Source organism: Halomonas alkalicola (assembly GCF_030704205.1).
GTDB lineage: Bacteria > Pseudomonadota > Gammaproteobacteria > Pseudomonadales > Halomonadaceae > Halomonas > Halomonas alkalicola.
On the sequence record NZ_CP131913.1, the window covers coordinates 3,109,283 to 3,130,421 of the forward strand.

Genomic DNA, 21,139 nt, shown 5'->3' on the forward strand with positions numbered 1-21,139 from the left:
GGCTTCCATCATTGCCAATGTTGAGTAGTCTGAGGCTCTGGTCACTCAGAGGGAGGCAGATCATGGACGTTCGCGACTATCAGGCCCATGACCCCCTGGGGCTGGCGGCGCTGATCCGCGCCGGCGAGGTGAGCGCCGGCGAGGTGTTTGCCGCGGCCTGCGCGGCCATCGAGGCAGGCAACCCCGCCCTCGGGGCGGTCGTGCGCACCCGCTTCGAGCAGGCCCGGGAGGAGGGCCAGCGCGTCGATCCCTCCGCGCCCTTCGCCGGGGTGCCCACCCTCACCAAGGACCTGCTGATGGCCATCGGTGGCGAGCCGCTCGCCTTCGGCAGCGCCGCCATGGCCGAGTGGCGCGCCCCCGAGGACTCGAGCCTGGTGACGCGTCTGCGCCAGGCCGGCTTCTCGATCCTCGGCCAGACCGCCACCCCGGAGCTGGGGCTGATGGGTATCACAGAGCCCCGCGCCTTCCCCCATCCGGTCAACCCCTGGGCGCCGGCACACTCGCCGGGGGGCTCCAGCGGCGGGGCGGCCGCGGCGGTGGCCGGCGGCCTGGTGCCCCTGGCCCTGGCCGGCGACGGCGGCGGCTCGATCCGCATCCCGGCCAGCCACTGTGGCCTGTTCGGCCTCAAGCCCTCCCGCGGGCGGGTGCCGCTGGGCCCCATGTTCGGCGAGGTGTGGCAGGGCGCGGTGGTGGAGCACGCCCTGACCCGCAGCGTGCGCGACAGCGCCGCGCTGCTCGACGCCATCAACGGCATGGACGAGGGCAGCCCCTGGCCGCTGCCCCGAGAGGAGGGCTTTCTCGATGCGCTCTCACGCCCGCCCGGGCCGCTGCGGGTAGCGGTGTCGCTGGGCGAGCCCCTGGGGGCGCCACTGGGCGCCCGTCTCGACCCGGAGGTGCGCCTGGCCGTGGAGCGGGCGGCGTCGCGCCTGGAGGGGCTCGGCCACCAGGTGGAGTGGGCCGAGCCGGACCTGGACGGGGAGGCCCTGGCCGACAGCTACCTCACCCTCTACCTGGGCCACCTGGCGGCGGATCTTGCCTGGATCAGCGAGCAGACCGAGGTGGCGGTGTCGCGCCTGGCCATCGAGCCCGCCACCCGGGCCATCGGGCGCCTGGGGCGCTGCCTGCCGGCCCGGGACTACGAGGCGGCCAAGCGCTACTGGAACCGGGTGGCCCGCGACATGGCCGCCTTCCATCGCCGCTTCGATGTGCTCTTGATGCCGGTAGCCGCCACCCCGGCCCCGCACCGCGGCGCGCTCTACCCGACGCCCGCTCGGGAGCGGCTGATGGCGCTGCTGGCCATTCCGGGGGCCTCCCGGCTGGCGATGAAGGCCGGCATGCTCAAGCGCCTGGCCGCCGACTCGCTGCGCATGACCCCCTATACCCAGCTGGCCAACCTGACCGGGCAGCCGGCCATGTCGCTGCCGCTGCACGTCACCCCCGAGGGGCTGCCGGTGGGCGTCCAGGTGATCGGCCCCATGGGCGACGAGAAGTGCCTGCTGGCGCTGGCCGCCCAGCTGGAGGCGGAGGTGGCCTGGGCCCGCCACCTGCCGCGACCGCCAGGCGGCTAAGTTCAGGTAGAATGCCCGGCGACACCGCCGGAGCCTATGCATGTCCCAGCCCTCTCACACCAGGCCATCTGGCCCCACCGTCTCGCCGCTCTCCGCCCAGGGCGACCGCCACTTCGACGGCCTGGCCGAGAAGTTTGCCGCCAGCCTCTACGGCGGCGTGCGGGGTGAGCTGCGCCTGGCCCTGCTCGACCAGCTGCTGCCGGAGATGCTGGCGCTGCACGACCAGCCGATGCTCGACGTGGGCGGTGGCCTGGGGCAGCTGGCCGGCTGGTTCGCCGAGCGCGGGCATGACGTGACCCTGGCCGAGCCCGCCGCCGAGATGCTGGCCCGGGCCCGGGAATCCCTGTCTGGCCAGCCGGTGACCTTCATCCAGGCGCCGCTGCAGACGCTGCCCGAGGTGGCCCCCGGCCCCTGGTCGCTGATCGCCTGCCACGCGGTGCTGGAGTGGCTGGCCGACCCGCGCGCCGCCCTGGCGACCCTGGCGGGCCTGCTGGCACCGGGCGGGCAGCTCTCGCTGATGGTCTTCAACCGCGATGCCCTGCGCTTCTCCAATGTGGTGAAGGGCAACCTGGAGAAGGCCCTAGCCGATCGCCTGGAAGGCAAGGGTGAGCGCCTGCGCCTGACGCCGATCTCGCCGCTCACCCACGCCCAGGTCGAGGCCTGGAGCGCCGAGTGCGGGCTTGAGATCCGCGGCGTGGCCGGAATCCGCATCTTCAACGACTACTGTCGCCACCCGCCGCAGAACGACGCCGACCGTGAGGCGCTGCTGGCGCTGGAGCGTCGCTACTGCCGGGTCGACCCCCACTGGCGCCTGGGGCGCTATCTGCTCTACACCCTGGTGCGCCCCGATTCCCCAACCCTGCCCGCCGAGGAGCCCGGGACATGAATGCCGATACCCCCCAAGCCCTGCCCCCCACCTGCCAGCTACTGGCCCGCCAGGAGACGGACTATCGCGGCTGGTGGTGGGTGGCCCCGCCTCGGGACCCCTGGCTGGAAGGAGGGCAGGGCCTGGCGATCAGCGCCGATCTTGCGGTGCGCCAGGCGTGGCAGGCCGCCGGGCGTCCTGCGTACTCTCCGTTTGATTCTCTGCCGGGCAGCGCCGAGGAAGCGCCGCAGGGGGAGGGGCAGAGGGAGGTGCAGGGCGCGGTGCTGTTCTGGCCCAAGAGCCATGCCCGGGGGGAGTGGTGGCTGCTGTGGCTCTGCGCCACCCTACCCGAGGGCACGCCGCTGCAGCTGGTGGGGGAGAATCAGGGAGGCATCAAGCGGGTGCTCAAGGTGCTGGCCGCGCTGGGGCTCGGCTGCCGCAAACTCGACAGCGCCCGGCGCTGTTCGCTGTTCGAGACTCGCCTCGGCCGGGTGGCGATCGACCCGGATGCCGCCTGGACCGCCTTCGAGGTCGAGCCGGACGCCGAGCGCCTGCTCCTGGCCAGCCACCCCGGGGTCTTCGGCCACGGCAAGCTGGACGACGGCACCCGGCTGCTGCTGGAGATGCTGCCTGCCGTGCTGCCGGTGGGCGATGGGCCGGGCGATGTCCTGGGCGATGTCTTGGGCGATGTCTTAGACATGGGCTGCGGCGACGGCATCCTGGCCGCCTGGCTGGCCCGCCGCGGGGCGGCGGTCACGGCGGTGGACGTCAACGCCTTCGCGGTGGAGGCGACCCGGCGCACCTTGGCAACCAATGGTCTGGTTGGCGAGACGCTGGAGAGCGACGTCTACTCGGCGCTGGCGGGGCGCACCTTCGACGCCATCGTCAGCAACCCGCCCTTCCACCAGGAGCGCGCCATCGACTACGGTCCCGCAGCGCAGCTGATCCTTGAGGCGCCGGCGCACCTCAAGCCCGGCGGACAACTGCTCCTGGTGGCCAACGCCTTCCTGCCTTACCCGGACCTGCTCGAACGCGCCTTCGGCGGCTTCGAGATCCTCGCCGACGACCGCCGCTTCCGGGTCTACCGGGCTATTTCCCCGGGTCGCGATAGGCGATCTCGGTGATCACGTAGGTGGTCTCCCCGCCGGGTGCGGCCACCGTCACCTCCTCGTCCAGCGGCTTGCCGAGCAGGGCCTTGGCCAGCGGGGAGTCGACGCTGATCCAGCGCTTGGCCGGGTCGATCTCGTCGTGGCCGACGATGCGGATCGCCATCTCCTCACCGTCCTCGTCCTCCAGGGTCACGAAGGCGCCGAAATAGACCTTGCCGGTATCCGCCGGCAGGCGATCCACCACCTGCAACTCGTCGAGCCGCTTGGTCAGGTAGCGGATCCGGGCGATCACCCGGTTGAGCTCCTTCTTGTTGTAGGTGTAGTCGGCGTTCTCGCTGCGGTCGCCCAGGGCGGCGGCCTCACCCACCTTGGCGGAGAGCGCCGGGCGCTTGACCCGGGAGAGGTGGTCGAGGATGCCGCGCAGCCGCTCGGCGCCCTCGGCGGTGATCAGGTGGCTCTTGGGTTCCTGGCGCGGGTCCTTGGCGGGGTCGCGCCAGCGGGTCATGTTGCGGCCTTTCATGCTCTTCCTCGCACGCTTGCGTCTGGCGGGACCATACGCCATGCGCCCGGGGTGGCCAAGGGGGGAGGGCAAGGGGGAAGCGGAGAGGCGGCGGCTGGCGAATCATTCAAACGTTCGTTACATTGCCAGGGCGACCCCCAACAACCACAACACCCCGCAAAGGAGTTTCGCCATGTTTCGACGTCGCCTGCTGAATACCGCCATGGGCTTGAGTCTGAGCCTGGGCCTCGCCGCCCTGCCGCTGGCCGCGGCTCATGCCTGGGAGGCCCGGGTGGAGGGCATGAAGAGCCACTGGGAGCGCTTGATCACCGAACAGGCGGAGGGCCAGCGCAGCAGCGGCCTGAGGTCGCTGGCCGGCCAGGCCGAGCGCCTGGTGGCCGACCACCCGGACGAGGCCATGCCGCTGGTGTGGCAGGGCATCATCGAGGCCTCCTATGCCCGGGAGCGCAGCGGCCTGGGGGCGCTCTCCAGCGCGCGCAGCGCCCGGGATGCCCTGGAACGCGCCGTCGAGCTCGACCCCGATGGTGCCGCGGGCTCGGCCTACGTCACCCTGGGTGCCCTCTACGACCGCGCGCCGGGCCGCCCGGTGGGCTTCGGCAACAGCGAGACCGCCGAGCGGATGTTCCAGCGCGCGCTCTCCATTCGCCCCGACGGCATCGACGTCAACTTCTACTACGCCGCCTTTCTGGAGGACGAGGGGCGCATTGAGGAGGCCCGGGAGCACGCCCGCCGCGCCGTGGAAGGTGAAGCCCGCCCCGACCGCACTGCCTCCGACGAGGCGCTGCGCGAGGAAGCCCGGGAGCTCTTCGAGCGGCTTTGAGTCGTCGCGAGGAGCGGGGGCAGCTTGGCATCGGTGCCCCCGGTCACGATAATGGCCACTTTGTGCATGCGGAGAGCGCCATGAGTGACGCCCAACGGACCCCGGACCTGGCCGCGGAGGCGCCCTTTACTCGCGCCGACGTGGAACTGCTGGAGCGCCGCTGCCTGCATCAGGGCTTCTTTCGCCTGGAGGCACTTCAGCTGCGCCATCGCCTCTTCGAAGGGGGCTGGAGCGGCGCCATGACCCGCGAGGTGCATCGCCGCCACGACGCCGTGGGCGTGCTGCTCTACGACGTGGCGCGCGACGCCGTGGTGCTGGTGGAGCAGTTCCGCGCCGGTGCCCTGGAGGATCCCGCCTCGCCCTGGAAGCTCGAGGTGGTGGCCGGCCTGGTGGAGGAGGGCGAGTCGCCCGCCGAGGTGGCTCGGCGCGAGGCAGTGGAGGAGGCGGGCGCCCGGGTGGGCGAGCTGATCGAGCTCTATGCCTATTACCCGAGCCCCGGCGCCTGCGACGAGCGGGTCACCCTCTTCTGCGGCCTGGTCGACAGCGAGGGCCTGGGCGGCGTGCATGGCCTCGACGAGGAGCACGAGGATATCCGCGTGCATGTGCTACCGTTTGCCAGGGCCTGGGAACTCCTGCAGGCCGGGCGACTCGACAATGCCATGTGCCTGATCGCCCTGCAGTGGCTGGCAGTCGAACGGGCCTCACTGCGAGCGACACGATAGACCGGGGAGAGAGTGTGCGGAGAGATGCTGTGCGGCGAAGTGCCTATGTGACCGATCTCAGGAGCCTGCAGGGGGAGTGCAGCATCAACTTCCTGCGCCTGGTGCGCCTACTGGGGGATCTCGAGGTCGGCGAGACCCGCGAGATCGAGCTGGCCAGCGACGGGCGCTGGCTGGGCGTGCTCAGCCTCACGCTGCTGGAGCGTGCCCCCTACACCAGCATCGTGCGGGTGACCCAGCGCGGCGTGCTCGATTCTCTGATCGAGGCCCCGCGCATGCGCGTTCATCTCTACCACGACGTGCGCATGGCGGAGGTCACCGACTTCCAGCGCCAGCGCCACTTCGATGGCCGCTACCGCTACCCCAACTCGCGCATGCATCAGCCCGACGAGAAGCTGCAGCTCAACCGCTTTCTCGGCGAGTGGCTGGAGCATGGGCTGGCCCATGGCCACTCGCGCGACCTGCCCGAACTCTCCTGACGCCACTTCCCTGAACCCGCTGCGCTCACCGGCGCCCGACGAGAGCCCCTTCGATGATGCGACTGGTCCAGATCAGCGACTGCCACCTGCACGCCGACCCCGCCGCCCGCGCCCGGGCGGGCTTCCCGCTGCGCCAGCTGGAGGCCGTGGTGGCCGAGGTCAACCGCGAGCGCCCCGATATGGTGCTGGTGACCGGCGATATCAGCAACGACGAGACCCCGGCCTCCTACCAACTGGCCGCACGCATCCTGGGCCGGCTCGCCGCCCCCTGGTTCTGGCTGGCCGGCAACCACGATGACCCGGCGCTGATGGCCGAGACCCGCGAGCTGCTCGACGAGCTCGATATCGGCGCCTGGCGCATCCTGATGCTGGACACCCGGGTCAGCGGCCAGGCTCACGGTGAGCTGGGGCCGGAGCGCCTGGCCGAGCTGGCCGCGCGACTGGAGGAGGACGACCGGCCGACCCTGCTGGCCATGCATCATCCGCCGCTGCCGGTGGGATCGGCATGGATCGACGCGCTCGGGCTCAAGGATCGCGAAGCCTTCTGGCAGACCCTCTCCGCCTACCGCCAGGTGCGCGCCATCCTCTGCGGCCATATCCATCAGGCCTTCGCCAGCCACCAGCGCCTGGAAGATGGCGAGGTGGCGGTCTTCGGCTGCCCCTCCACCACCGACCAGTTCCTGGCCGGTGCCGAGACCTTCGCCATCGACGAGGCCTCGCGCCCCGGCTATCGGGTGGTGGACCTGGGCGAGGAGGGCTTCGCGACCTGGGTAGAACGGGTCGATCTTTGATTATTGGCTATAAAAAGATCGCCATTAATTCTTTTGAGTAATAATGGTCCGGCGTTACCCTCGATGGCATGATTCCCATGCCCACCGTCATGCGAGGTAGCCGGGCCATGACCACTCTTCACGCCGCGACCCAAGCGTCTCCTGCCCAGGCGAGCAGCGCCCCCCCGACGCTGTCGCCCCAGCGGTTGACCCACCTGCAGCAGCTCGAGGCCGAGTCGATCCACATCCTGCGCGAGGTGGCGGCCGAATTCCGCAACCCGGTGATGCTCTACTCCATCGGCAAGGACTCCTCGGTGATGCTGCACCTGGCGCGCAAGGCCTTCTATCCCGGCCCGCCGCCCTTCCCGCTGCTCCACGTGGACACCACCTGGAAGTTCCGCGAGATGATCGCCTTCCGCGACCGCATGGCCGCCGAGGCGGGCATGGATCTGCTAGTGCACACCAACGAGGAGGGGCGCGCGGCCAACATCAACCCCTTCGACCACGGCTCCAGCGGCTACACCGACGTGATGAAGACCGCGGCGCTCAAGCAGGCGCTGGACAAGTACGGCTTCGACGCCGCCTTCGGCGGCGCGCGCCGCGACGAGGAGGCGAGCCGCGCCAAGGAGCGCGTCTTCTCCTTCCGCGACAAGTTCCACCGCTGGGACCCCAAGAACCAGCGCCCGGAGCTGTGGAACCTCTACAACGCCCGGGTCAACAAGGGCGAGTCGATCCGCGCCTTCCCGCTCTCCAACTGGACCGAGCTGGATATCTGGCAGTACATCTACCTGGAATCCATTCCCATCGTGCCCCTCTACTTCAGCGCCCCCCGTCCGGTGGTGGAGCGCGACGGCATGCTGGTGATGGTCGACGACGAGCGCCTGCCGCTGGCCGAGGGCGAGGTGCCCGAGGAGCGTTCGGTGCGCTTCCGCACCCTGGGCTGCTACCCGCTCACCGGTGCGGTGGAGTCCACCGCCGCCACCCTGCCCGAGATCATCCAGGAGATGCTGCTGACCAGGACCTCCGAGCGCAGCGGCCGCGCCATCGACCACGACCAGGCCGGCTCCATGGAGAAGAAGAAACGTGAGGGGTACTTCTGATGGCCCACCAGTCTGATCTGATTGCCGACAATATCGAGCAGTACCTGCACGAGCACGAGAACAAGGACCTGCTGCGCTTCATCACCTGTGGCAGCGTCGACGACGGCAAGTCGACCCTGATCGGCCGGCTGCTCCACGACTCCAAGATGATCTTCGACGACCAGCTCGCGGCGCTGACCCGGGACTCGAAGACGGTGGGCACCACCGGCGAGGAGGTCGACCTCGCCCTGCTGGTGGATGGCCTGCAGTCCGAGCGGGAGCAGGGCATCACCATCGACGTGGCCTACCGCTTCTTCTCCACCGACCGGCGCAAGTTCATCATCGCCGACCCCCCGGGGCACGAGCAGTACACCCGCAACATGGCCACCGGGGCCTCCACGGCGAGCCTGGCCATCATCCTGGTCGATGCGCGCCACGGCGTGCAGACCCAGACCCGTCGGCACAGCTTCATCGCCGACCTGCTGGGCATCCAGCACCTGGTGGTGGCGGTCAACAAGATGGACCTCGTCGACTACTCCCAGGCGCGCTTCGAGGAGATCGTCGAGGAGTACCAGGCCATCGCCGACAGGCTCCAGGCCCGCGACATCCGCTTCGTGCCGCTCTCGGCGCTCAAGGGCGACAACGTGGTCAACAGGAGCGACGCGCTCTCCTGGTACCGTGTCGATGGAAGCCCCGGGCCGACGCTGCTGGAGCTGCTGGAGAGTGTCGAGATCAGCCGCGATCGCAACCTGACCGACCTGCGCCTGCCGGTGCAGTACGTCAACCGCCCCAACCTCGACTTCCGCGGCTACGCCGGCACCCTGGAGGCGGGCGTGCTGCGCCCGGGCCACGCGATCAAGGTGCTGCCCTCGGGCAAGCGCTCCACCATCGAGCGCATCGTGACCTGGGACGGCGACCTGGAAGTGGCCTGGCCGGGCCAGGCGATCACTGTGACCCTGGCGGACGAGATCGATATCTCCCGGGGCGACTGGATCGTGGCGGCGGACGCCGAGGTGACCAGCTCCCACGCCTTCGAGGCGGACATCGTGTGGATGCACGAGCAGCCCCTCGAACCGGGCCGGCAGGTCGACATCCGCCTGGCCGGGCGCTCGGTGGCGGGGCAGGTGAAGGAAATCCTCCACCAGGTGGACGTCAACACCCTGTCGCACCACGCCGCCGAACGCCTCGAGCTCAACGCCATCGCCCGCTGCCGGGTCAGCCTCACCGCCGAGGTGGCGCTGGACGACTACGCGATAAGCCCCGGCACAGGCAGCTTCATCGTCATCGACCGGCTGACCAACGTTACCCTGGGGGCGGGCATGATCCGCGCCGTGGTGGCCAGTGACGGCGACTCGCCGAGCGCCACCGAGGTGGACTGGGCCGGCTTCGAGCTGGAGCTCAACGCCCTGGTACGCAAGTACTTCCCCCACTGGGAAGCGAAGGATATTCGCAAGCTGTTGAAGCGCTGAGGGCGGGTAACGTCCAGCATACGGGCCCGATCGCCATGGCGGTCGGGCCCGTGGCATTTCGGCAGTCGGAAACCCACGGTGGTAGGCTGTGTCCAAAGCATCACAGCTAACCTCATGCTCTCGCAGCGTTCGTTGACGAGGGGCGCCGGGGACAAGCCGAAGAGGAGGTCCGTGGACCAGGGATGGTCTAGGTAGCCCCCAGGGAGGGGTTCATGGCGCCTCCTCGCAGGCTTGTCGACGGAACAGCCCCGAGCAAGCTGCTATATCCAGCATAGCGACCCGGAGCCACTCCTCGATGATCGTTCTCGCCATTGCCCTGCTGCTGGCCATCTTCCTGCTGCCCAACCTCTGGGCACAGTGGGTCATCAAGCGCCACGCTCGTGGCCGCGACGACTACCCCGGCACCGGGGCGGAGCTGGCCGACCACCTGCTGCGCCGGCTGGGCATCGAGGGGGTCAAGGTGGAGCTCACCGAGCAGGGCGACCACTACGACCCCGAGGCGCGCCGGGTGCGGCTCTCGCCGGAGGTCTACGGCGGGCGCTCGCTTACCGCGGTGACGGTGGCGGCCCACGAGGTGGGTCATGCCATCCAGCACCATCAGGGCTATGCGCCGCTGCTGGCCCGTTCGCGGCTGGTGGCGGTGGCCCAGAAGGCGGAGAAGCTCGGTGCGGTACTGATGATGGCGGCCCCGCTGCTGTTCCTGCTGACGCGCCTGCCGGGGGGCCTTGCCATCGTGGTGGCCGCGGCGGTGATCAGCTTCGGCACCGCGGCGCTGGTGCATCTGGTGACCCTGCCGGTGGAGTTCGACGCCAGTTTCCAGCGGGCCCTGCCGCTGCTCAAGGAGTATATCCCCCCCTACGACATGCCCGGCGCCCGCCATGTGCTGACCGCCTGCGCCTTCACCTATGTGGCGGCCTCACTGGCCAGCATCCTCAACCTGGGGCGCTGGCTGGTGATCCTCAGGCGCTAGAGCGGCCGATTGGCCATGACCACTGCGCGGCGCGGGGCGGGGTAGCCCTCCCGGGTCCGGGTCGGGTCCTCGGGGTCGAGGAAGTCGGCGAGCGACTGGAAGGTCATCCACTCGGTGGCGCGCTGCTCGTCGGTCGTCGTCACCGCCTCATCCACCACCCGCACGTCGGTAAAGCCGCAGCGCCCGAGCCACTGGCAGAGCGCTTGTGATGACGGCAGGAAGTAGACGTTGGGCATGGCGGCGTAGCGCTCGCCCGGCAGCAGCACCGTGGTCTCGTCGCCTTCCACCACCAGGGTCTCCAGCACCAGCTCGCCGCCGGGGCGCAGGGCCTCCTTGAGCTGCAGCAGGTGCTCCAGAGGGGAGGGGCGGTGGTAGAGCACCCCCATGGAGAAGACCGTATCGAAGAAGGCGAGCCCCTCGGGGACCTCCTCGATGCCCACCGGCAGGAAGTGGGTGCGATGGCCGTCGGCGTCGCCCACGAAGTGGCGCACCGCCCGGAACTGCCAGAAGAAGCGCGGGGAGGGGTCGATCACCAGCACGAAGGCCGCGCCGGCACCTGCCATGCGCCAGCCGTGGTAGCCGCTGCCGCCGCCGACGTCCAGCACCTTCCTGCCGGCGAGCGGGGCCAGGTGGGGGGCGAGGCGCTGCCACTTCCAGTCGGAGCGCCACTCGGTGTCGATGTGAATGCCACCCAGCGAGAAGGGGCCCTTGCGCCAGGGCATGAGCTTTCTCAGCAGGTTCTCGGCCTGACAGCGCTGGCTGTCGGTGAGGGCGAGCTCGACCTCGAGGGTATCTGCGTCGAGCCGAACCCGGCGGTCGTCGGGCAGTGCTGGCAGCTTGGCCACCGCCTTCTCCCAGGCGGGCAGGTCGCCGTAGCGCTTCCGATCGAGCCCGGCGGCGAGCTGCTCGGGCAGCCGGGCCAGCCAGGTGTCGAGGCCCTGGTCGAGGAAAGCCCGGTAGAGGTCGCGGTGTTCGGGGGGGATCGGCACGCTCAGCCCTCCCGGGGCGCCGGGGTGTCGGCGTCCTTGAAAGCGACCAGCGAAGCGAAGTTGAGGAGCTGGAACCAGGTGTGGCTGCGGGCGAAGCCGGCGCCGGCCAGGCGGGCATGGTGCGCGTCCAGGGTGTCCGGCACCAGCACGTTCTCGAGCGCGGTGCGCTTCTGGCTGATCTCCAGATCGCTGTAGCCGTTGGCGCGCTTGAAGTCGTGGTAGCGCTCCACCAGCCAGGCGTTCTCCTGCTCGTCCTCGGCGCGGATCTTCTCCGAGAGCACCAGCACGCCGCCGGGCTCGAGGGCCTCGAAGAGCCGGGCTATCACCGCCTCGCGATCCGCCGGGGGCAGGAACTGCAGCGTGAAGTTGAGCACGATCATGCCGGCGGGGGCGTAGTCGAGGGTGCGGATGTCGCCCTCGATCACCTCCATGGCGTGGTCGGGGCACTCGGCGGCCAGGGTCTCCCGGGCGCGGGCGACCATGGCCGGTGAGAGGTCCACGCCCGTGTAGCGGAAGGCCTCCGGGGCGAGCTGACCGGCCAGGGCCAGGCCGCCGGCGCCCAGCGAGCAGCCCAGGTCATAGACCCGGGCGCCATGGCGCAGGTGGCGGCGGGCGATCAGCCCCAGCATCCCCAGGATCTGTCCGTAGCCCGGCACCGAGCGGCGGATCATGTCCGGAAAACAGGCGACCACCCGTTCATCGAAGGAGAAGCGCGCGACCCGGTCCAGGGGTGTCGAAAAGATCGCGTCACGGTAAGATGCGTCACTCATGGGCCAAGCCGGAATCATGCGGGAAAGGCCGACATTCTACGCCTCGGCCGCCCCGTCTGCACGACAGGACGTCAAGGAGGAAATCATGCCCACCCAGCCGATCGATCAGCGCAGCGCCTGGCGCGACCTGGCGAGCCACGCCGGGACGATGCGAGAGCGCCACCTGCGTGACCTGTTCGAGGCCGAGCCGAGCCGCCACCTGCGCTTCACCCGCAGTGCCGCCGGCCTCACCCTGGACCTCTCCAAGCAGCGCTGGTCCGCGGAGACCCTGACACGCCTGCTGGCCCTGGCCGAGCAGGCGGATGTCCCTGGGGCGATCCAGCGGCTGCTGGGGGGCGAGCGGGTCAACCTCAGCGAGGACCGCCCGGCCCTGCACACGGCCCTGCGCCTGCCACAGGACGCCTCGCTGGTGGTGGAGGGCGAGGACCTGGTGCCCGGGGTGCACCGCACCCTCGACCGCATGGAGACCATGGTGGAGCGCTTCCATACCGGCCAGTGGCGTGGCGCCACCGGCAGGGCCATCCGCGACGTGGTCAACCTCGGCGTCGGCGGCTCGGACCTGGGCCCGCTGATGGTGACCCACGCGCTCTCCGACTACCGGCTGCGCGACGTGCACCGGGTGGGGGTGCATTTCGCCTCCACCATGGACGGCTCCCAGCTCGCCGACTGCCTGGCGCGCCTCGACCCCGAGACCACCCTCTTCGTGCTCTCCTCGAAGTCCTTCACCACCATCGATACCCTCTCCAATGCCCGCACCGCCCGGGACTGGCTGATGTCACGCCTCTCCGGGGAGGAGGGCGTCGACGCCGAACTGGTGATGCGCCAGCACTTCATTGGCGTCTCTGCGAGTCCCGAGAAGATGGCCGAGTGGGGCATCGCCCCCGCGCACCAGCTCGAGTTCTGGGAGTGGGTCGGCGGGCGCTACTCGCTGTGGGGCGGCATCGGCCTGCCCATCGCCCTGGTGGTGGGCATGCCGCGCTTCCGCGAGCTGCTGGCCGGGGCCCACGCCCTGGACGAGCACTTCCGCACCGCGGCACCGTCCGACAACCTGCCGGTGCTGCTGGCCCTGGCGGGGGTCTGGAACGTCAACTTCCTGGATATCCGCGCCCACTCCATCCTGCCCTACGACGGTCGCCTGGAGTACTTCGCCGCCTACCTCGAACAGCTCGAGATGGAGTCCAATGGCAAGTCGGTGACCGCCGAGGGGCGCGAGGTGGACTACTCCACCTGCCCGGTGCTGTGGGGCCAGCTCGGGCCCAACGCCCAGCACGCCTTCTACCAGCTGCTGCACCAGGGCACCCAGGCGGTGGAGTGCGACTTCATCGCGCCGCTGCGGCGCTACGACGAGGTGGCCGACGACGCCACCCGCCGGCACCTCAAGGGCCAGCACCGCCTGACCCTGGCCAACTGCTTCGCCCAGTCGCGGCTGCTGGCGCTGGGCGACGATGCCATCGACGAGCCGGGAGAGCGCCCCGGGCACAAGCGCTATCGCGGCAACCAGCCCTCCACGACCCTGCTGCTCGACGAGCTGACCCCGGCCACCCTGGGCGCCCTGATCGCCCTCTACGAGCACAAGGTCTACGTCCAGGCGACGATCTGGGGCATCAACCCCTTCGACCAGTGGGGGGTGGAGCTGGGCAAGCAGATCGCCGGCGAGACCCAGCGCATCCTCGAGAGCCGGGAGGGCCTGGAGGCCATGGATGCCTCCACCCGGGCGCTGATCGAGGCGGCCTGGGCGGCCGATACCAATGGCAAGGCCGTCACGTGATACTGGCTGTTCGTACAGCAGTTGCGCTATGCTGAGTGCCCCCTGCCGGGCAACGCCGGCCAGCGGGGTGCTCTACCTGCATGGTTTCAACAGCGGCACCGGGTCGCCCAAGGGGGTGTGGGTGCGCGAGGCCTGTGCCCACCTGGACCTGCCCTGCGTGACGCCGCAGTTGCCGCACCGGCCCGTCGAGGCACTGGCGCTGGCCGAGGCCCGGCTCGCCGAGCTCGGCCCCGCGCCGCTGGTGGCGGGCAGCTCCATGGGGGGCTTTCTGGCCACCTGCCTGGCCGAGCGCCACGGCCTGCGCGCCGCGCTGATCAATCCGGCGGTGGCGCCGGCCCGGCTGGTGGCCGACTGGGTCGACGAGGTCTTCGTCAACGACTACAGCGGTGAGCGCTTCACCGTAGGGGAGGTGCACCTGGCGGAGCTGGCCGCGCTGACGCCGGAGCGGATCACGGCTCCGGAGCGCTACCTGCTGCTGCTGGGCACCGCCGACGAGGTGCTCGAGCCGGCGGACGCCTTCGCCCTCTATCGCGATGCGCGAACCCTGCTGCACCCGGGGGCCGACCACGGCTTCGCGGTGCTGGCCCGGCATCTGCCGGCGCTGCTGGCCCACGGCGGCCACGCCCTGTCGCCCGCCTGGCAGCCACGATCACACAAGGAACCGGACGACCCATGACGCAATACAGTGCCAGCTCGATCGAGGTGCTTTCCGGCCTGGAGCCGGTGCGCAAGCGCCCGGGCATGTACACCGACACCAGTCGCCCCAATCACCTCGTCCAGGAGGTGGTCGACAACAGCGTCGACGAGGCGCTGGCGGGCCACGCCTCGACGATCACCGTGCGGCTCTTCGAGGATGGCGGCATCGAGGTGGCCGACGACGGCCGCGGCATGCCCATCGACATCCACCCGGAGCACGGCGTCTCCGGGGTGGAGCTGATCCTCACCCGGCTCCACACCGGCGGCAAGTTCTCCAACGCCAGCTACAAGTTCTCCGGCGGCCTGCACGGCGTCGGCGTCTCGGTGGTCAACGCCCTCTCGCGGCGCCTCGAGGTGGAGGTGCTGCGCGACGGCGGCCGCCATGCCATCGCCTTCGAGCACGGCGAGCCCGCCTCGCACCTCTCGGTGATCGGCAGCGTCGGCAAGCGCAACACCGGCACGGTGCTGCGCTTCTGGCCCGAGTCGAGCTACTTCGATAGCCCGCGCCTGGCGGTGGGGCGGCTCAAGCACCTCTTGCGGGCCAAGGCGGTGCTCTGTCCGGGGCTGAAGGTCACCCTGATGGAGGCGGACGGCACCCAGAGCGAGTGGCAGTACGAGGATGGCCTGCGCGACTACCTGGCCCAGGCCACCGATGGCTATGAGGTGCTGCCCCAGTCGCCCTTCGTCGGCCACTTCGCCGACGACGAGCAGGCGGTGGACTGGGCGATCCAGTGGCTGCCCGAGGGGGGCGAGCCGCTGCTGGAGAGCTACGTCAACCTGACCCCCACCCCCCAGGGCGGCACCCACGTCAATGGCCTGCGTGCCGGCCTGCTCGAGGCGCTGCGCGAGTTCTGCGAGTACAGAAGCCTCCTGCCCCGAGGCGTCAAGCTCACCGCCGAGGACCTGTGGGAGCGGGTCGCCTACGTGCTGTCGGTGAAGATGCTCGACCCGCAGTTCGCCGGCCAGACCAAGGAGCGGCTCTCCTCGCGCACGGTGGCGGCATTCGTCTCCAGCGTGGTGAAGGACGCCTTCTCGCTGTGGCTGAATCACCACGTCGATCAGGCCGAGGCCCTGGCCGAGCTGGTGATCAGCGCTGCCCAGCGGCGCCAGAAGAGCGCCAAGAAGGTGGCGCGCAAGAAGGTCACCGCCGGCCCCGCGCTGCCCGGCAAGCTGGCCGACTGCTCCGGTCAGGATCCGGCCCAGGGCGAGCTGTTCCTGGTCGAGGGCGACTCGGCCGGCGGCAGCGCCAAGCAGGCGCGCAACCGCGAGACTCAGGCGATCCTGCCGCTGCGCGGCAAGATCCTCAACACCTGGGAGGTCGACAGCCACGACATCTACGGCTCCCAGGAGGTCCACGACATCGCCGTGGCGGTGGGCATGGATCCGGGCAGCGACGACCTCAGCCAGCTGCGCTACCACAAGATCTGCATCCTCGCCGACGCCGACTCCGACGGCCTGCACATTGCCACGCTGCTGTGCGCGCTGTTCGTGCGCCACTTCCCGGCGCTGGTGGATGCCGGCCATGTCTACGTCGCCATGCCGGCGCTCTACCGCATCGACCTGGGCAAGGAGGTGCACTACGCCCTGGACGAGAGCGAGAAGGCGGCGATCCTGCGCAAGCTCGAGGGCAAGCGCGGCACACCCAACGTGCAGCGCTTCAAGGGCCTCGGCGAGATGAGCCCGCTACAGCTGCGCGAGACCACCATGGCGGTGGAGACCCGCCGCCTGGTGCAGCTCACCCGTGAAGTGGGCGACGGCACCATGGAGATGATGGACATGCTGCTGGCCAAGAAACGCGCCGCCGACCGCAAGAGCTGGCTCGAGGACTACGGCAACTTGGCGGATATCGAAGTGTAACGCCGAGCTTGAAGCGCCAAGGCCTGTCGCCGGATCCGCCGCGAGGCAAGACAGCCAACGATTTTGGACACCCTGACCAGGGGCATACCGTATGACCATGGATATCCAGGTGGCGGAGGGCGACGTCGAGCGCCTCTCGCTGCGCGAATACACCGAGAAGGCGTACCTCGACTACTCGATGTACGTCATCCTCGACCGGGCGCTGCCCCATATCGGCGACGGCATGAAGCCGGTGCAGCGGCGCATCGTCTACGCCATGCGCGAGCTTTCGCTGAATGCCAACGCCAAGTACAAGAAGTCGGCGCGCACCGTCGGCGACGTGCTCGGCAAGTTCCACCCCCACGGCGACAGCGCCTGCTACGAGGCGATGGTGCTGATGGCCCAGCCCTTCAGCTACCGCTACCCGCTGGTGGACGGCCAGGGCAACTGGGGCAGCCCCGACGATCCCAAGTCGTTTGCCGCCATGCGCTACACCGAGGCGCGGCTCTCGAAGTTCGCCGAGGTGCTGCTGGCCGAGCTGGGCCAGGGCACCGTGGACTGGACTCCCAACTTCGACGGCACCATGAACGAACCGGTGGTGCTGCCGGCGCGGCTGCCCCATGTGCTGCTCAACGGGGGCACCGGCATCGCCGTGGGCATGGCCACCGACATCCCGCCCCACAACGTGAACGAGGTGGTCGAGGCGACCTGCCACCTGCTGCGCCACCCCGAGGCCACCACGGCGGACCTGCTCCAGCACCTGCCGGCCCCGGACTTCCCCACCGCGGCCGAGATCATCACGCCGCGCGCCGACCTGCGAAAGCTCTACGAGAGCGGCCGCGGTTCGGTGAAGCTGCGCGCCCGCTACGTCATGGAGGAGGGCAGCATCGTGGTCACCGCGCTGCCCTACCAGGTGAGCGGGGCCAAGATCCTCGAGCAGATCGCCGCCCAGATGCAGGCCAAGAAGCTGCCCATGGTGGCCGACCTGCGCGACGAGTCGACCCACGAGGAGCCCACCCGTCTGGTGATCGAGCCGCGCTCCAACCGCGTCGACATCGAGGCGCTGATGGCGCACCTCTTCGCCACCACCGATCTCGAGAAGAACATCCGCGTCAACATGAACGTGATCGGCCTGGACGGCCGGCCGCGGGTGATGCCGCTGCCCGACCTGCTCGGCGAGTGGCTGCGCTTCCGGCGCTCCACCGTGCGTCGCCGCCTGGAGCACCGCCTGGGCAAGGTGGAGGATCGCCTGCACCTGCTCGAGGGCCTCTTGATCGCCTACCTCAACATCGACGAGGTGATCCGCATCATCCGCGAGGAGGACGAGCCCAAGCCCACCCTGATGGAGGCCTTCGGGCTCTCCGAGCGCCAGGCCGAGGCGATCCTGGAGCTGCGCCTGCGCCACCTCGCCAAGCTCGAGGAGATGAAGATCCGCGGCGAGCAGGAGGAGCTCGAGGCGGAGCGCCAGCGCCTGCAGGAACTGCTCGGCAACGAGGCCAAGCTCACCGATCTGATCGAGGAGGAGCTGCGCGCCGCCGCCGAGGCCCATGGCGACGAGCGCCGCTCGCCCATCGTCGAGCGCGAGGAGGCCCGTGCCCTCTCCGAGGTGGAGCTGGTGGGGGCCGATCCCGTCACCGTGGTGCTCTCCGAGAAGGGCTGGATCCGCGCGGCCCGCGGCCACGAGATCGACCCGGCGGGGCTCTCCTACAAGGCCGGCGACCGCTTCGCCCTGGCCGCCCGGGGCAAGACCAACCAGCCGCTGGTGCTGCTCGACGACACCGGGCGCGCCTATACCCTGGCCGCCCACAACCTGCCCAGCGCCCGCGGCCAGGGCGAGCCCGTCACCAGCCGCGTCAACGTGGTGGCCGGCGCTCATATGGCCGGCGTCATGCTGGCCCCGCCCGCCTCGCGCTTCCTGCTCGCCTCCGACGGCGGCTACGGCTTCGTGGCGCCGCTGGAGGCGCTGGTCGGCAAGAACAAGTCCGGCAAGGCGGTGCTCTCGGTGCCCAAGGGGTGCAACGTGCTGCCGCCGGTGGCGGTGCCGCCGGACGAGGGCGCTATGGTGGCGGCGGTCTCCAACGAGGGGCGTCTTCTGCTCTTCCCCCTCGAGCAGCTGCCCGAGATGGCCAAGGGCAAGGGCAACAAGATGATCGACATCCCCGGGGCCCGGGCGGCGCGGCGCGAGGAGTTCGTGCGCGATCTGGTGGTGCTGGCGGCCGGCGCCAGCCTGGTGGTGCATGCCGGCAAGCGTCACCTCACCCTCAAGCCCGACGATCTCGCGTATTATCGCGGCGAACGCGGCCGGCGCGGCAGCAAGCTGCCCCGCGGCCTGCAGAAGGTCGATCGGCTGGAAGCGATGAGCGTCGACACCTGACACGATGAGACCGCGGCGCCGGGCCCGCCGCGGACCGAGAGAGCTCTTGAGGCAACCATGACACGACGAGTACTGATCCGCGCCACCGGCGCGGCGCGGCCGGGCCAACTGGCCGGGCTGGGCAAGGCGCTGGCCGCAAGCGGCGCGCGCCTTTTGGACATCAACCAGAGCGTGACCTTCGGCATGCTCTCCCTCGAGGCGCTGGTGGGCCTCGAGCATGAGGCCGATCTCGAAGGGGCGCTGGCCGCCGCCGGCGATCTGCTGGGCCTCGACGTCCAGGCGATCCAGGTCAGCGCCGAGGAGTACCAGCGCTGGAGCGTGCAGGCCAGCCAGCCGCGGCTGATCCTGACCCTGCTGGCGCCCCACCTGCCCGCCGGCATCCTGGCGGAGGTCGGGGCGCTCACCGCCGAGCACGGCCTCACCGTGGAGCTGATCCACCGCCTCTCTGGCCGCGAGCCCCTGGACGGCGGCGTCCCCGGCGAGCGCGATGCCATCCAGGGGGCCTGCGTGGAGTGCTGGCTGCGCGGCGAGGAGGTCGACCTCGACGCCCTGCGCGAGAAGGCGCTGGCGCTCGGCGCCATGCACGGCGTCGACATCGCCATCCAGGAGGACTCCATCTGGCGCCGGCATCGCCGCCTGGTCTGCTTCGACATGGACTCCACCCTGATCCAGGCCGAGGTGATCGACGAGCTGGCGCGCCGCCACGGCGTCTATGACGAGGTGGCCGAGGTGACCGAGCGCGCCATGCGCGGCGAGCTCGACTTCCAGCAGAGCTTCCGCGAGCGCATGGCCAAGCTCAAGGGCCTCGACGAGTCGGTGCTGGCCGAGATCGCCGAGACGCTGCCGCTGATGGACGGCGTGGAGCGGCTGATGGCCCAGCTCAAGCGCCTGGGGTATCGCACGGCGATCCTCTCCGGGGGCTTCACCTACTTCGCCCGCCACCTGCAGCAGAAGCTCGGCTTCGACGAGGTCCACGCCAACGAGCTCTTGATCGAGAACGGCAAGGTCACCGGCGAGGTGCGCGAGCCCATCCTCGACGCCGACCGCAAGGCGGAGCTGCTGCGCGAGATCGCCGCCCGCGAGGGGCTGACCCTGGAGCAGACCATCGCCGTGGGGGATGGGGCCAACGACCTCAAGATGCTGGCGGCGGCAGGCCTCGGCATCGCCTTCCGGGCCAAGCCGCTGGTGCGCGCCCAGGCTAACCACTCGATCTCGACCCTGGGCCTCGATGCGGTGCTCTACCTGATCGGGTATCGCCAGGTGGACCTGGAGGAGTAGTGGACGTGAGCGCCCCCTTCGATACCTGGCGCGACCGCTTCGAGCGGCTGCGCTCGAACAAGGCCTTCGAGCTCACGGTGATCACCATCATCGTGGTCTCGGCGCTCTTGATCGGCGCCAAGACCTACGAGGAGGAGGTCAGCCGCTTCCAGGAGGTGATGCTGTGGCTCGATGTCGGCGTCACGGTGTTCTTCCTGGTGGAGATCCTGATTCGCATGGCGGCGGAGAAGCGCCTGCGGGACTTCTTCCGCAAGGGCTGGAACATCTTCGACTTCCTGATCGTCACCGCCAGCCTGATTCCCATGGACGACTCGGAGATGGTGCTGCTGGCGCGGCTGCTGCGCATCTTCCGGGTGCTGCGTCTGGTCTCGATGATCCCCGAGCTGCGCCTGCTGATCGCCGCCCTGTTCAAGTCGATCCCGCGCATGGGCTACGTGGCGCTGCTGATGTTCATCATCTTCTACATCTACGGCGCCATCGGCAGCTTCCTGTTCGCCAGCGTCGACGAGAAGCTGTGGGGCAACATCTCGCTGGCCATGCTGACGCTCTTCCAGGTGGCCACCTTCGAGAGCTGGGCCACGGCGGTGCTCTACCCGACCATGGAGCACTACCCCTACGCCTGGATCTACTTCCTGACCTTCATCTTCCTCAACGCCTTCATCTTCCTGAACATGATGATGGGCATCGCGCTCGACGTGATGCAGAAGGAGAGCCTGGCCATCGAGCTGGAGACCGGGGAGGGGGAGGCCGCGGAGCTGCACGGCCTGCGCGACGACGTGCGCGAACTGCGCGCCCAGCTGTCGCGGATGGAGGCGCTGCTGGAACGTCAGCGGCGTTAAGCCGGCAGGCACTGTACATGGAAAGTTGACAAAGGGTCTCAACCTTGATTCTCTAGAGGCATGAACATGACTGCGTACGACCTCGACCTACGACTACTAGCCCGCGCCTGAACAGCGAGCGGCGATGCCCCCTGTGCATCGTCTGGAGTCCGGTCAAAACGAGGTTGTACCATGTCTGCCCCCATGAATACCCCCATCCATGCCCATCGTGTCGCCTGCGT

General features: G+C 69.7%; 19 protein-coding genes. 16 read left to right on the forward strand and 3 right to left on the reverse strand.

Annotated elements, in window-relative coordinates; all coding sequences use genetic code 11:
- Window positions 1-62: 62 nt before the first annotated feature.
- From B6N23_RS14615 to B6N23_RS14625, 3 genes are read left to right on the forward strand one after another with little or no spacing between them, the layout of a single operon-like run.
- Window positions 63-1,568: an amidase gene (locus B6N23_RS14615; RefSeq protein ID WP_305500197.1), complete on the forward strand. Its 1,506-nt coding sequence runs from the start codon at window positions 63-65 to the stop codon at window positions 1,566-1,568.
- Window positions 1,569-1,608: 40 nt separating this feature from the next.
- Window positions 1,609-2,454, forward strand: coding sequence for a methyltransferase domain-containing protein (locus tag B6N23_RS14620; RefSeq protein ID WP_305500199.1), 846 nt, complete (start codon window positions 1,609-1,611; stop codon window positions 2,452-2,454).
- Window positions 2,451-3,557 (forward strand): methyltransferase, encoded by a 1,107-nt coding sequence (locus B6N23_RS14625; RefSeq protein WP_305500202.1) that lies wholly within the window; start codon window positions 2,451-2,453, stop codon window positions 3,555-3,557. The genes B6N23_RS14620 and B6N23_RS14625 overlap by 4 nt, the downstream gene beginning before the upstream one ends.
- Here B6N23_RS14625 and greB read toward each other — a convergent pair.
- Window positions 3,523-4,062 carry a transcription elongation factor GreB gene (greB, locus tag B6N23_RS14630; RefSeq protein ID WP_305500204.1) on the reverse strand — a complete coding sequence of 180 codons (540 nt, stop codon included), beginning with the start codon at window positions 4,060-4,062 and terminating at the stop codon, window positions 3,523-3,525. The genes B6N23_RS14625 and greB overlap by 35 nt on opposite strands.
- Before the next feature lie 172 nt (window positions 4,063-4,234).
- Between greB and B6N23_RS14635 the strand changes: the two genes are divergently transcribed.
- The 7 genes from B6N23_RS14635 (at window position 4,235) to B6N23_RS14665 (ending at window position 10,368) form a co-directional block, all read left to right on the forward strand.
- Window positions 4,235-4,882, forward strand: a complete 648-nt coding sequence (locus B6N23_RS14635) for a hypothetical protein (protein WP_119021670.1) — start codon at window positions 4,235-4,237, stop codon at window positions 4,880-4,882.
- Window positions 4,883-4,962: 80 nt separating this feature from the next.
- Entirely contained in the window at window positions 4,963-5,604 is a 642-nt protein-coding gene (locus B6N23_RS14640) for an NUDIX domain-containing protein (RefSeq protein WP_119021669.1), read from the forward strand.
- Between the two features lie 29 nt (window positions 5,605-5,633).
- Window positions 5,634-6,080: a DUF1249 domain-containing protein gene (locus tag B6N23_RS14645; RefSeq protein ID WP_119021668.1), complete on the forward strand. Its 447-nt coding sequence runs from the start codon at window positions 5,634-5,636 to the stop codon at window positions 6,078-6,080.
- Window positions 6,081-6,136: 56 nt separating this feature from the next.
- On the forward strand, window positions 6,137-6,871 hold the full coding sequence (locus tag B6N23_RS14650) for a phosphodiesterase (RefSeq protein WP_305503827.1): 735 nt from the start codon (window positions 6,137-6,139) through the stop codon (window positions 6,869-6,871).
- A 107-nt stretch (window positions 6,872-6,978) separates the two neighbouring features.
- Window positions 6,979-7,950, forward strand: coding sequence for a sulfate adenylyltransferase subunit CysD (cysD, locus tag B6N23_RS14655; RefSeq protein ID WP_379687359.1), 972 nt, complete (start codon window positions 6,979-6,981; stop codon window positions 7,948-7,950).
- Complete coding sequence (gene cysN / locus B6N23_RS14660) at window positions 7,950-9,398, forward strand: sulfate adenylyltransferase subunit CysN (RefSeq protein ID WP_305500214.1); 1,449 nt, start codon at window positions 7,950-7,952, stop codon at window positions 9,396-9,398. Before cysD ends, cysN begins: the two co-directional genes overlap by 1 nt.
- A 295-nt stretch (window positions 9,399-9,693) precedes the next feature.
- Window positions 9,694-10,368: a zinc metallopeptidase gene (locus B6N23_RS14665; protein ID WP_305500216.1), complete on the forward strand. Its 675-nt coding sequence runs from the start codon at window positions 9,694-9,696 to the stop codon at window positions 10,366-10,368.
- On the opposite strand, the gene cmoB is transcribed toward B6N23_RS14665, so the two are convergent.
- Both cmoB and cmoA read right to left on the reverse strand, forming a co-directional pair.
- Window positions 10,365-11,357 (reverse strand): tRNA 5-methoxyuridine(34)/uridine 5-oxyacetic acid(34) synthase CmoB, encoded by a 993-nt coding sequence (gene cmoB, locus B6N23_RS14670; protein WP_305500219.1) that lies wholly within the window; start codon window positions 11,355-11,357, stop codon window positions 10,365-10,367. The two genes, B6N23_RS14665 and cmoB, sit on opposite strands and share 4 nt — an antisense overlap.
- A 2-nt stretch (window positions 11,358-11,359) precedes the next feature.
- Window positions 11,360-12,127, reverse strand: a complete 768-nt coding sequence (gene cmoA / locus B6N23_RS14675) for a carboxy-S-adenosyl-L-methionine synthase CmoA (protein WP_305500222.1) — start codon at window positions 12,125-12,127, stop codon at window positions 11,360-11,362.
- An 85-nt stretch (window positions 12,128-12,212) separates the two neighbouring features.
- Here cmoA and pgi point away from each other — a divergent pair, with 85 nt between their 5' ends.
- The 6 genes from pgi (at window position 12,213) to B6N23_RS14705 (ending at window position 20,918) form a co-directional block, all read left to right on the forward strand.
- On the forward strand, window positions 12,213-13,895 hold the full coding sequence (gene pgi / locus B6N23_RS14680; RefSeq protein WP_305500225.1) for a glucose-6-phosphate isomerase: 1,683 nt from the start codon (window positions 12,213-12,215) through the stop codon (window positions 13,893-13,895).
- 28 nt (window positions 13,896-13,923) lie between these two features.
- Window positions 13,924-14,571 (forward strand): YqiA/YcfP family alpha/beta fold hydrolase, encoded by a 648-nt coding sequence (locus tag B6N23_RS14685; protein ID WP_305500232.1) that lies wholly within the window; start codon window positions 13,924-13,926, stop codon window positions 14,569-14,571.
- The gene (gene parE / locus B6N23_RS14690; protein WP_305500234.1) at window positions 14,568-16,448 is read left to right on the forward strand and encodes a DNA topoisomerase IV subunit B; all 1,881 of its coding nucleotides are present in this window, start codon (window positions 14,568-14,570) and stop codon (window positions 16,446-16,448) included. The genes B6N23_RS14685 and parE overlap by 4 nt, the downstream gene beginning before the upstream one ends.
- 91 nt (window positions 16,449-16,539) lie before the next feature.
- Window positions 16,540-18,801: a DNA topoisomerase IV subunit A gene (gene parC / locus B6N23_RS14695; protein WP_305500237.1), complete on the forward strand. Its 2,262-nt coding sequence runs from the start codon at window positions 16,540-16,542 to the stop codon at window positions 18,799-18,801.
- Window positions 18,802-18,858: 57 nt separating this feature from the next.
- The gene (gene serB, locus B6N23_RS14700; RefSeq protein WP_119021660.1) at window positions 18,859-20,079 is read left to right on the forward strand and encodes a phosphoserine phosphatase SerB; all 1,221 of its coding nucleotides are present in this window, start codon (window positions 18,859-18,861) and stop codon (window positions 20,077-20,079) included.
- Between the two features lie 5 nt (window positions 20,080-20,084).
- On the forward strand, window positions 20,085-20,918 hold the full coding sequence (locus B6N23_RS14705) for an ion transporter (RefSeq protein ID WP_305500239.1): 834 nt from the start codon (window positions 20,085-20,087) through the stop codon (window positions 20,916-20,918).
- Window positions 20,919-21,139: the final 221 nt, after the last annotated feature.